This is a genomic window from Winogradskyella litoriviva, assembly GCF_013249065.1.
Classification (GTDB): domain Bacteria; phylum Bacteroidota; class Bacteroidia; order Flavobacteriales; family Flavobacteriaceae; genus Winogradskyella; species Winogradskyella litoriviva.
Genome location: NZ_JABRWQ010000002.1, coordinates 420,074 through 432,040 on the forward strand (window position 1 = coordinate 420,074; position 11,967 = coordinate 432,040).

The 11,967-nt window shown below is 31.0% G+C and carries 14 protein-coding genes; 8 read left to right on the forward strand and 6 right to left on the reverse strand.

The genetic code is table 11. The annotated features are described in order from the left end of the window. Positions 1-22: 22 nt before the first annotated feature. Together HNV10_RS05805 and HNV10_RS05810 are read left to right on the forward strand one after the other, a co-directional pair. Positions 23-1,354, forward strand: a complete 1,332-nt coding sequence (locus HNV10_RS05805; RefSeq protein WP_173300378.1) for a DUF58 domain-containing protein — start codon at positions 23-25, stop codon at positions 1,352-1,354. Between the two features lie 201 nt (positions 1,355-1,555). After that, entirely contained in the window at positions 1,556-2,020 is a 465-nt protein-coding gene (locus HNV10_RS05810) for a DUF2141 domain-containing protein (RefSeq protein WP_173300379.1), read from the forward strand. A 72-nt stretch (positions 2,021-2,092) separates the two neighbouring features. On the opposite strand, the gene HNV10_RS05815 is transcribed toward HNV10_RS05810, so the two are convergent. Continuing rightward, positions 2,093-2,572 carry a Dps family protein gene (locus HNV10_RS05815; protein ID WP_173300380.1) on the reverse strand — a complete coding sequence of 160 codons (480 nt, stop codon included), beginning with the start codon at positions 2,570-2,572 and terminating at the stop codon, positions 2,093-2,095. A 103-nt stretch (positions 2,573-2,675) separates the two neighbouring features. Here HNV10_RS05815 and HNV10_RS05820 point away from each other — a divergent pair, with 103 nt between their 5' ends. Next, entirely contained in the window at positions 2,676-3,614 is a 939-nt protein-coding gene (locus tag HNV10_RS05820; protein ID WP_173300381.1) for a LysR substrate-binding domain-containing protein, read from the forward strand. 30 nt (positions 3,615-3,644) lie between these two features. Here HNV10_RS05820 and HNV10_RS17215 read toward each other — a convergent pair whose 3' ends face one another. The 4 genes from HNV10_RS17215 to HNV10_RS05835 form a co-directional block, all read right to left on the reverse strand. Beyond that, positions 3,645-3,842 carry a hypothetical protein gene (locus HNV10_RS17215; RefSeq protein ID WP_241695465.1) on the reverse strand — a complete coding sequence of 66 codons (198 nt, stop codon included), beginning with the start codon at positions 3,840-3,842 and terminating at the stop codon, positions 3,645-3,647. Positions 3,843-4,062: 220 nt separating this feature from the next. Next, positions 4,063-4,890: a TIGR00266 family protein gene (locus HNV10_RS05825; RefSeq protein WP_173300382.1), complete on the reverse strand. Its 828-nt coding sequence runs from the start codon at positions 4,888-4,890 to the stop codon at positions 4,063-4,065. An 82-nt stretch (positions 4,891-4,972) separates the two neighbouring features. After that, the gene (locus tag HNV10_RS05830; RefSeq protein ID WP_173300383.1) at positions 4,973-5,434 is read right to left on the reverse strand and encodes a DUF4442 domain-containing protein; all 462 of its coding nucleotides are present in this window, start codon (positions 5,432-5,434) and stop codon (positions 4,973-4,975) included. Between the two features lie 13 nt (positions 5,435-5,447). Next, positions 5,448-6,011 (reverse strand): hypothetical protein, encoded by a 564-nt coding sequence (locus HNV10_RS05835; protein ID WP_173300384.1) that lies wholly within the window; start codon positions 6,009-6,011, stop codon positions 5,448-5,450. 162 nt (positions 6,012-6,173) lie between these two features. On the opposite strand from HNV10_RS05835, the gene HNV10_RS05840 reads away from it, so the two are divergent. From HNV10_RS05840 to HNV10_RS05860, 5 genes are all read left to right on the forward strand, one after another. After that, positions 6,174-6,620: a DUF4870 domain-containing protein gene (locus HNV10_RS05840; protein ID WP_173300385.1), complete on the forward strand. Its 447-nt coding sequence runs from the start codon at positions 6,174-6,176 to the stop codon at positions 6,618-6,620. Positions 6,621-6,710: 90 nt separating this feature from the next. Next, positions 6,711-7,052 (forward strand): PadR family transcriptional regulator, encoded by a 342-nt coding sequence (locus HNV10_RS05845; protein WP_173300386.1) that lies wholly within the window; start codon positions 6,711-6,713, stop codon positions 7,050-7,052. Further along, positions 7,049-8,887 (forward strand): PspC domain-containing protein, encoded by a 1,839-nt coding sequence (locus HNV10_RS05850; protein WP_173300387.1) that lies wholly within the window; start codon positions 7,049-7,051, stop codon positions 8,885-8,887. The genes HNV10_RS05845 and HNV10_RS05850 overlap by 4 nt, the downstream gene beginning before the upstream one ends. Positions 8,888-8,989: 102 nt before the next feature. Then, positions 8,990-9,718 carry a head GIN domain-containing protein gene (locus HNV10_RS05855; protein ID WP_173300388.1) on the forward strand — a complete coding sequence of 243 codons (729 nt, stop codon included), beginning with the start codon at positions 8,990-8,992 and terminating at the stop codon, positions 9,716-9,718. A 247-nt stretch (positions 9,719-9,965) separates the two neighbouring features. Then, positions 9,966-10,802, forward strand: a complete 837-nt coding sequence (locus HNV10_RS05860) for a GIN domain-containing protein (protein WP_173300389.1) — start codon at positions 9,966-9,968, stop codon at positions 10,800-10,802. 103 nt (positions 10,803-10,905) lie between these two features. On the opposite strand, the gene trxB is transcribed toward HNV10_RS05860, so the two are convergent. Further along, positions 10,906-11,889, reverse strand: coding sequence for a thioredoxin-disulfide reductase (trxB, locus tag HNV10_RS05865; RefSeq protein WP_173300390.1), 984 nt, complete (start codon positions 11,887-11,889; stop codon positions 10,906-10,908). Positions 11,890-11,967: the final 78 nt, after the last annotated feature.

Below are 11,967 nucleotides of genomic sequence, written 5' to 3' on the forward strand. Positions count from 1 at the left end.
TCGCAGTAAGCAGTAAACAGATATGAAATTTCTAAAATCATTATACATACATAAGCAACTCTATATTTATATAGCAGTGGCTGCTGTATGTTTTTTATTGTCGTATTGGTTTCCTGCAATTTATTCTATAGCTTGGATTATCACTGTGATTATATTAGTTGTTTTATTTATTGACCTAATTCTACTCTACCAACCCAAAAAAGCTATTTCTGCTCGACGCATTTTACCAGATAAATTTTCTAACAGTGATAATAATCCTGTGCCAGTTACCATCACCAATAATTATGGTTTTAAAACCTATTTAGATGTTATTGATGAGTTGCCTGTACAGTTTCAAAAACGAGATTTCTCTTATCAAACGTCGTTAAACCCTAGTCAAAATCACGACTTTGAATATTTAGTAAGACCAGTAGATCGTGGTGAATATTATTTTGGCCACCTCAACATTTATGTATCTTCTGTTTTAAAAATAATAAAGCGAAAGTATCAATTTCAGAATAAGCAAATGGTTATGGTCTACCCTTCTATAATCCAAATGCAGAAATACGATTTTCTTGCTATAAGCAATGCTTTAACCGAAATTGGTCTTAAAAAAATTAGACGAATTGGTAATACTTCAGAATTTGAACAAATAAAAGAATACGTTAATGGTGATGATTTTAGAACCGTAAACTGGAAAGCTACTGCAAAACGTGGACAGTTAATGGTAAATCAATACCAAGATGAAAAATCACAACCTATCTACTCCATAATAGATACTGGAAGAATAATGAAAATGCCTTTTAATGGCTTAAAACTACTTGATTATGCCATAAATTCTACGTTGGCATTTAGTAATGTAGCATTAAAAAAACACGATAAAGTTGGTATGCTTTCATTCTCAAAAAAAATTGAAACTTTTTTACCTGCCATACAGAAACTAACCTATCTTAATCGTATTCTAGAAACTCTTTATAACATAGATACACAATTTAGCGATAGTGATTTTGGCTTATTATACGCTCAAATAAAAAGACAGGTAACACATAGAAGTTTGCTTTTATTATATACTAATTTTGAACATGTTAGTAGCTTAAAACGCCAAATGCCATACCTACAAGCAATTTCTAAAAAACACATGCTAGTTGTTGTGCTTTTTGAAAACACCGAATTAGAGACCATTATTAAAGAGAATGCTGAAGATTTACAATCTATTTATCACAAAACGATTGCAGAGAAATTTGATTTTGAAAAACGACTAATGGTTAAAGAACTTCAAAAACACGGTATTCAATCCATATTAACAGCACCAGAAAACTTAACAATAAATACTATTAATAAGTATTTAGAAATTAAAGCAAGAGGATTATTGTAGTTGAAAATCTTAGGAGATTCAATAAACCATAAAAACGGTTTCTTTTTCTTTAATCACTGTAAATATATTACCAAATAACAATTCATCCTGTTTAAATTACAATTCAGTAAATGCAATTATAAAAACTTAAACCTTTGTAGGATATTTGAATCATCAAACAAAACGAACATTAATTAATACTAACCATTAAATTCAAAAATTATGAAATCGACGATTCACAACATCCTTAAGAACAATAGAAATCTTGTGTGTAAAAAGTTATTTTTAACATTTGCACTAGTTTTAACTTCATTACTAGGATTTTCTCAAGATTCTACAACTACAATAACAGTAACAATTGATAATGTTACCAGTGATAAAGGAAAGGTATTAATGTCTTTACATACCAAAGACACTTTTATGAAAGGAAAAGGGGTAATGAGTGGACAATCTGAAATAAAAGACGGAAAAATAACAATTACTTTTGAAAACGTAGAAGCGGGAGAATATGCTATTATTGCTTTCCATGACGAGAATGACAATAAAAATATGGACTTTAGAGAAAACGGAATGCCGTTAGAATCTTACGGAATGTCTAATAACTCAATGGCCTTTGGCCCTCCAAATTATGAAGATGCAAAATTTACAGTAGCAGATAAAGCTATAGACTTAAATATTCGCTTCTAAGACTTATATTTTAAAATAAAAAACCTTCAGATTACTCTGAAGGTTTTTTTAATGTTTGTAACTCTTAAAATATTATACTGTTTCTCCCATCCAAGCTTTCATCATCCAAACCGTTTTCTCTTGCTCAGTAATAAAATCGCTCATCATGGCGTTTGTTCCTTCATCATTAGCTTCACCTGCAATATCTAATATATTACGTTCCATTTTTAATAATTCTGACAAAGACTCCACAATTAACTCTACTGCTTTTTCATCCTTTGATATATTTTTACCAACCGGTACTTTTGCAGCCTTTGTATAGTCCTCAAAAGTATGCAAAGGTGTTGCTCCAAGCGTTAAAATTCTTTCTGCAATTTCATCAACTTTTACATTAGCATCCGTATATAATTCTTCAAACTTAACATGCAGATTAAAAAAGGCGTGTCCCTTTATATTCCAGTGAATACCTCTTAAATTTTGATAATACAATTGAAAATTTGCTAGTAACTGATTCAACTCTTCAGCTAATACTTTTGTTTTTTTGGTATTTAAACCTATACTATTTAATGTCATGATATATAATTTTTTGTTTAATCAAATTTACTACTTAAATAAGCAATAATATGCATAGTTTTTATGAATACTTTATATACTTTTATAGTCCAAATTAATAGTTATGACGATTACACAACTTAAATATGCTTTAGCCATAGCAGAACATAAAAATTTCACCAAAGCTGCGGAAAAATGTTTTGTCACTCAGCCCACATTGAGTACTCAAATTCAGAAATTAGAGGACGAATTAGATATTGTAATTTTTGACAGAGCAAAGAAACCAATAGAATTAACTGAAGTAGGTCGTAAAATTGTGTTTCAGGCAAGAAATATTGTAAATGAAGCAGATAGAATACAAGATATAGTTGATCAGCAAAAAGGGTTTATTGGAGGTGAGTTTAGATTAGGTATAATCCCAACGGTTATGCCAACATTATTGCCTATGTTTTTGAAAAATTTTATAAAAAAATTCCCAAAAGTTAAACTTAAGATTGAAGAATTAACTACCGAAGAAATTTTAACGCGTCTTAGCGATGGTCATTTAGATGCTGCAATTGCTGCAACCCCTTTAGAAAGTGATAATATTAAAGAACGTGTTTTATACTACGAACCGTTTGTTGCTTATATCCCAGACAATCATAGACTGAGAGAAAAGAAAACTCTTGAAGTTTCGGATTTAAACATAGATGATATGCTACTTCTAGAAGATGGACATTGTTTTAGAGATGGTGTTATTAATCTGTGTAAAACCTTTAAAGATCAAATTGATGAAACTTTTCAGCTTGAAAGTGGCAGTATTGAAACTTTAATCAAATTATCTAACGAAGGTATGGGAATGACACTACTTCCTTATTTACACACTTTAGATGTGAAAGAAAATTTCAGTAAAAACTTAAGACACTTTAAAGAACCATCACCAGCAAGAGAGGTGAGTATTATTTATCATAAAAGTGAATTAAAAATGCAAATTATTAATGCTCTACACGATGTAATTTCAGGAATTATACGTGGCGCAATTGCTTTTCAGAATGTAGAAATTATTAGTCCAAAAGCGAGGTAAGTAAAAAAGCGACTTTAGAGTCGCTTTTTTTTATGCTTTTAAATAAATTAAACATTGATTTAATTCTGGGTTCTGATTGATTAGGGACTGAATATATATTCTAAGTTCGTCGAGTTCGTGAGGCAGTAAACGTCGTACTGCTTTTTGCACTTCCTTACAAAATAATGTCGCATCAAAACTAACTTTGTTAAGTACAGTTTTAGTGTACTCATACATTGCTCTCGCCATAGGTAATTTTAAGTTTTAAGTTTAACAAAAGTAGATTTTTCTCTATAGGCTATTGTTTCAATTATGTTACTAAGGTATAAAAAAAAAGCATTGAATCAGATTTTCATATAAAGTTTAACAGCTTATTATGTTAAAAGTCTAAATTCAGTAGATAAAACCATTCAAAAATAAAGAGATTTCTTTCAATACAAATTACTGATTTACAGTGTTTTAATAGAGATTAAAATCTATTATCACCATCTAATAAATCACCTAATCCTCCTAAAATACTGCCTTCTCCTTTGGAGTTGCCACCTGTTCTTGGCGCTGATGCTAAAACTCTACCAGCTAATCTGCTAAATGGTAACGATTGTATAAAAACTTTCCCTGGCCCTTGTAGTCTAGCAAAAAACAATCCTTCTCCACCAAAGATTGAATTCTTTATTCCTTTTACAAATTCAATATCATAATCAATACCTTGTGTAAATCCAACTATACAACCTGTATCTACTCGTAAGGTTTCTCCTGCTGCTAGTGTTTTTTCTGCCATGGTTCCGCCTGCATGCACAAAAGCCATTCCGTCACCTTCTAATTTTTGCATTATAAAACCTTCTCCTCCAAAAAGTCCTCTTCCTAATTTTTTAGAAAACTCAATACCAATACTCACACCCTTTGCTGCACACAAGAAGGCATCTTTTTGGCATATAAACTTTCCTCCAAACTCATTTAAATCTATAGGCACAATTTTTCCTGGGTAAGGCGACGCAAAAGAAACATTGCGTTTACCTGTTAAGTTATTATAAAAAGCAGTCATAAACAAACTCTCACCTGTAAGTATACGCTTTCCTGCACCTAAAATTTTTCCTAGAAAACCTGTGTCTTTTTGCGAGCCATCTCCAAAAATGGTATCCATTTCTATACCATTATCCATCATCATAAAACTACCAGATTCTGCGATAACACCTTCTTGCGGATCTAATTCTATTTCTACATATTGCATTTCTTCTCCGTAAATTCGGTAATCTATTTCGTGTGCATCTCTATTGCTGTAGTTAGGTAATTGTTCCATAATAATATAATTTTTGTTAAAAGAATGATTCTATTATATGTTGTAGTTTTTTAAACTTTGTTACAGTTCAAAAAAAAATTAATCAATTATTAGATTTAACCTTCAGTGCCCATTCAAAATTAAAGGATGACACCTCTACACCCTCTTCGTTTACACCATTGGCATGTAGCCAAATAGTTTGTCCTTCACCTGTATCAATGGCTTGTTTAATAGCTGCATCTATCTTATCACCTTCATTACATGTAAACGTAATTTTACCAGTTGCTTTTTTGGTAAACGAAGCATTATTGGATGCAACCAACATGGATATTTTTTTTCCACTACCTCTTATCTTTTTAATCACTAATGCTCCAGTTGTTAATTCGGCCGCCATACCTTGTACTGCCCAAAACATGGATTTAAATGGGTTTTGATTCACCCAACGATGTTTTACTTTAACGATACAAGTTGTATCATCTAAATGTTTAGTTCTTACGCCTGTAAAATAAGCAGCAGGTAACTTAAACATTAAATATTTATTGAGTTTTGAGGGTGAAATATTCATTATCTTATTGTTTTTATTGACAGTTATCATTATAAAATGATACTATTTCCTTTAATCGTTTACGTTTTTTATTAAATCTTTTTTTAATCTTTTCTTCCATTACATCACAATCGCTAAAATAGTCTAGTGCTACAGATTTAAAATTTTTAGAAATTAAGTTAGTAGTACCAATCTTAATGGCAAATTTTTCCCCTTCTCTTTTAATATAATAGTTATAAGTACTAACAGTCATTGGCACTGAACTACCACTATCATATAAATTACATTTGCCTTCAACAATTAAGGGCAACAAATATTTTTTACCATCTTCTAACACTACCATTTCTTGTACCTTGTGAAGATACTCTTTTGAAATGCCAGTTTTTCTAACGTCATATTCGTACCTATAAAAATCACAGTACAGTAGTTTTTCTTTATCACCGTTTGTATGTGTGAGCAGTACATGATCTCTTTTAAATTTACGGTTTTCAACTTTTACAACCGTACCATCTATTTTAAAAAATGTAAAGTTTTTTTGATTTTGACTAAAACTAAAAAGGCACATTATAAGTGCAAGTGTTGTAATAATAGGTTTCATAAACATTTGGCATATTGGCTAAATTAACAGATTTAACACAGTTTAAGAGCTGTTTCAATATATTTTTTATGTTAACAAAATGTTAATTTTTAGTACTATGCGTAACATAATACCTTTTTAAAGACATATATTTGTATAAGCAACTATTATATACTTTATATCATGTTAAATAATCATCATAAAAACTTAGCTACTTTTATTCATCTTTCTACTTTCTCGAGGTTTATTATTCCTTTTGGAAATTTTATTGGTCCTATAGTTTTATGGGCAGCAAATAAAGACAAATCAGAGTTTATAGATCAGCACGGCAAACAAGCCATTAATTTTCAGATTAGTGTATTGTTGTATGCCATTATCATTGGCACTATAACTGTACCATTCTTTGTTTTTAATTTGTTTAACGGAATGGATGTTATCAATTTTCATGGTTTCCATGATTTTCATATTAACGTAGGCAAACCTTCTCCTCTACTTTATATTGGTGGTGGCTTGGGTGCTTTAGCAATTATTGCTTTTATAGTTGAGCTTGCACTAATTGTTAAAGCAAGTTTAACTGCTAGAGATGGACAAACATATAAATATCCTTTTACAATTAATTTTTTAAAATAACATAAAGCGAACCAATCACTCGCCAATTAAATTAATATTAATCATCAATCAAAAAATGAACAGTTTAATAGAATTAAAGACTCATACCATATGAAAATAGAAAACACAAAAGCACAAATGCGTAAAGGTGTTCTGGAGTTTTGCATATTATCCATTTTAGCGGATGAAGATGCTTACGTTGCAGAAATTCTGGGCACATTAAAAGACGCAAAATTGCTTGTGGTAGAAGGCACTATATATCCTCTACTAACAAGATTAAAAAACGCTGGTTTACTCAATTACCGTTGGGAAGAATCGACCTCAGGACCACCAAGAAAATATTATGGACTTACAGAAACAGGACAGTTGTTTCTTAATGAATTAAATACCACTTGGAGTGAATTACAAAATGCCGTTAACCTAGTAACCAAAACAAAAACACCAAAGAAATGAATAAAACAGTCAATATAAATTTAGCAGGTATATTCTTCCATATAGATGAAGACGCATACCTAAAATTATCGCGCTATCTTGAGGCTATAAAACGTTCATTTACAGACTCTCAAGGTCAATCAGAAATCATAGCAGACATTGAAGCACGTATTGCCGAATTGTTTTCTGAACGTATTCAAAACGAAAAACAAGTGGTTGGTATTAGATTGGTAGATGAAGTAATTGCCATAATGGGACAGCCTGAAGATTATCTTGTAGATGACGAAATTTTTGAGGATGAACCAAAACATAATTACAGACAAAAATCAACCTCATCTCGTCGCTTATTTAGAGATACAGACAACTCTTACATTGGAGGTGTTGCTGCAGGTGTAGGACATTATTTTGGAATTGATGCCTTATGGATTAGACTTATTTGGGTTATTTTATTCTTTAGTGCTGGCACAGGCGTATTGCTTTACATTATACTTTGGGCTTTAATACCTGAAGCAAAAACCACAGCTGAAAAGATAACAATGACTGGTGATCCTGTAAACATCAGTAACATTGAAAAAAAAATTAAAGACGGCATTGATACGGTTTCAGAAACCGTAAAAAATGTAGATTTAAAAAAACATGGCGATAAATTAAAAGAAGGTTTTGATCATGTATCTGATAATATTTCGGAAACGGTTAAAAGTGTCGATTTTCAAAAACAAAGTAGTAAACTAAAATCGAGTTCGCAATCCTTTTTTGAAACTATTGGCAGTATTATAATGTTCTTTTTAAAAGTCGTTGCTAAGTTCATTGGTATTCTATTAATAATTATTGGCATTAGTACAGTTATTGCTTTAATTGTTGCGTTTTTCACAGTTGGAGTAACCAATGCTGTACATTTTCCTGGCATGGATTTTATAGAAGCTTCTAACTCAGCAAATATTCCTATTTGGTTAATGTCTTTGTTACTGTTTTTTGCTATTGGAATACCATTTTTTTTCATCTTTTATTTAGGTCTAAAGATTTTAATAACCAATCTAAAATCTATAGGAAACATAGCAAAATTTGCGCTACTCGGACTTTGGATTGTATCTATAATCGGCCTTATTATTACAGGTGTAAGACAAGCAACTGAGCATGCTTTTGATGCTAAAGCGACCTCTACAGAACAATTAAACATTAAAGCTAATGATACGTTAAAAATAAGCATGGCAGGTTTTGATAACAGTAGCGATTATTTCTACAGTAACAATAATTCTTATAGAATTTATGAAGATGATAATGGTCGCTCAATAACATCATCTTATTTAAGATTTATTGTTAGATCTACCAAAGATTCTCTTGCTACAATAACTATTAATAAAGAAGCTACAGGTAGTAACTATAACATCGCCAAAAAACGAGCCGATAATATAAATTATAACTATTCTTTATCTGGTAACCAACTGCAGCTAGACGCTTTCTTAACAACAGACTTAGATAATAAGCTAAGTGACCAAGAAGTAACTATTATTATCTATTTACCTGAAGGCACCATTTTGTATGCAGATGACAATACTCATAATTTTCATAAAAACTATAGATCCGCCAATGACATATTAGATAATGGTATGGAAGAACACTATTTAAAGATTATAGAAGATGATGTTGAATGCTTAGACTGTGATATTAAATCTGAAATTAAAGTAGAAGCTTCAAATAATATCACTGAAGTAATTGACAACGAATTAACTAAAGCAGAACAATCAATTAATAGTGAAATAGAACAACAAGAATCAAACACACAAAATACAAATTCAAAAAATACTGAAGTAAATTATAAAATTAATGAAGCTGATGGAGTAACAATTGACGATTGATACACTATATAATACAACTCATCACTTTTTAATTTAATTATAGGCTTCATCATCCTAATTTTACAAAACAAAATAATCATCAATCAAAAACGAATAGAAATCATGACAACATTAGTAAGAATAATAGTAACAAGTATTATTAGTATAATGCTATTTTCCTGTAACTTTTCAATGAGTATAGGACAAGGCACAGATGGTAACGGTATTGTAGAAACCGAAGATAGACGTATTTCTGGTGACTTCCATGAAATCAAAGTCAGTCAAGGTTTAGACCTTTACATTACACAATCTAATGATGTTTCACTAACTGTTGAAGCAGACGAGAACCTTTTGGATCTTATAATGACTGAAGTAGAAAATGGAACTCTAAACATCTATACAACCGAAAACATCAGAAGAGCGACGTCTAGAAAAATATTTTTGAATTTCGAAGACATATCTGCTATAAAAGCAACAAGTGGTAGCGATGTGTATTCTAAAAACACAATCGAAGTAGATAATTTAGAACTAAAAACTACAAGTGGTGCAGATATTAAATTAGATGTAAAAACGGAAACTATAGATTGCAACTCTACAAGTGGTAGTGATATAAAATTAAGTGGTATTACAAACCTATTTAAAGCGTCAGCTACAAGCGGAAGTGATATTAATGCTTCAGAACTAATAGCGCAATCCTCTGATGTAAAAGCTACAAGTGGAGCTGACATTTCCGTAAACACCACCAAATCATTAACTGCTAAAGCCACAAGTGGTGGAGACATTAGATATTCTGGTAATCCAGAAAAAGTTAATAAATCAGATACTTCTGCTGGTAGTGTAAGACAAGAATAAATAAAAAGATTATATTTTACAAAAAATATACAAATATCTAAAAACCAACCAATTAATAACCATTCTAAATTCTAATTTGAGTTTGGGATGGTTTTTGCTTATCTTAGTTTAATAGCTTTTAATTGGCCTATATTAAATAGAAATCCTTAATATTGACAATCGGAACACATTTTTGAAGTCTAAAACCCTATAAAGTGACTATTTTGATGCGTTTTGTGTCTCTTAAAAGACAATAAACTTTTGAAATATGAAAAAATTATTACTCCTTTTCCTTTTTACAATTGCTTCATCTACAATTGTATTATCACAAACTGAAGAAAAAATAAAAGGCGATAGAAATGTTACAATTAGGCAAACTTATATAGATGATTTTCAATCTATTGTCGTAGATGGTGATTTTTCAATTGAGATAGTTTACAATAGCAAACCTTCGGTTAATGTAGAAGCCGATGATAATTTACATGATGTTATAGATTTTAATGTAGTTGATGGTGTACTCACATTTATAGAAAAGGTTAGAATAACCTCTAAGAAAAAATTGAATATCACTGTTAATTATGCTGATTTATTAACACATATCGAAACCAAAGGTGATGGTGAGATAAGGTCATTAACCTCAATGGAACTTAATGATGTTACCTTAGTTACTTCAGATAACTCAAGAGCTTATTTAAATATAATAGCTAAGACGTTTAACTATAAAAGTTCTGGTAAATCTAAAACTAGATTAAACTTAACCGCAGATTCTACTAAAATAGAATTAAGCGACAATAGTAAACTAGACGCATTAATTACTAGTAAAATAGCTGATTTTGACTTATATCAGCGTGCAGATGCATCTATTGAGGGAAATACAAATAACTCAGTGATTAGATTAGACAATTCAACCAATTTTAATGCCTCTAAATATGATGTAAAAAATGTAGACGCTACATTAGAAGATTCTAGTGATTTAACAATTTCTGCTACAGAAAGCATCACCATTGCAGCATCTGGTAATAGTGAAATTTATCTTTTTGGTAGCCCTTCAATTACAATAACAAAGTTTGAAGATACTGCGAAGCTGCAGAAAAAGAAACAATAATCTATTAAATGAATAAAACAGAAAAGCCGAAGTATTTAACACTTCGGCTTTTCTGTTTTATTAAAAATAGTTAACCCATTTTAGGATAACTATTATAAATCATCTAATTATAAGTAGAAGTAGCTACTTCAAAATCAGAATCTTTTGCTGCTAAGTAACGCTCTGCATCTAAAGCAGCCATACAGCCTGTACCTGCGGCAGTGATAGCTTGCCTATATACATGATCTGCAGCATCACCACTTACAAATACACCTTCTACGTTAGTTTTACTTGTTCCTGGCTTTGCATTAATTATATAACCTGTTTCGTCTAAATCTAAAATTCCTTTAAAAATATCAGTATTTGGTTTATGGCCAATGGCTACAAAGAAACCTGTAGCTTCAATATCATGTTTTTCATTAGTTTTGTTATTAAACACTCTAACTCCATTTACCAATTGTCCATCTCCTAGAACCTCTTCCGTTTCTGTGTTAAAAAGTATTTCAATATTTTCGGTGTTCTTAACACGATTAGCCATGATTTTAGATGCTCTAAACTCATCGCGTCTTACCAACATGGTAACTTTTTTACAAAGTTTAGACAAATAGTGAGCTTCTTCACAAGCTGAATCTCCTGCACCTACAATAACGACCTCTTGATTTCTATAAAAGAATCCATCACAAACAGCACAAGCAGAAACACCTCCTCCTAGTTTTAAATATTTTTGTTCTGATGGCAATCCTAAATATTTGGCAGATGCTCCTGTTGAAATAATAACCGTATCTGCATGAATTTCTTTTTCTCCATTTATCCAAGCCTTATGGACTTCGCCAGAAAAATCTACTTTACTCACCCAACCATGACGTACATCTGTTCCAAAACGCTCTGCTTGTTTTTGTAACTGCATCATCATCTCTGGCCCAGTAATGCCTTCTGGATAACCTGGAAAATTCTCTACATCGTTAGTGGTAGTTAATTGTCCTCCTGGTTGCTCTCCTTGATATAAAACAGGATCCATATTGGCTCTAGACGCATAAATGGCAGCTGTGTAACCTGCAGGCCCAGAACCTATAATTAAACACTTTACTTTTTCTATTGTATCAGACATAATCTTATTATTTATAGCTATAACAAAAGTAGCTTTTTTGTATAAAATCTTACAGAGAAGTTATCAACACTATCAATA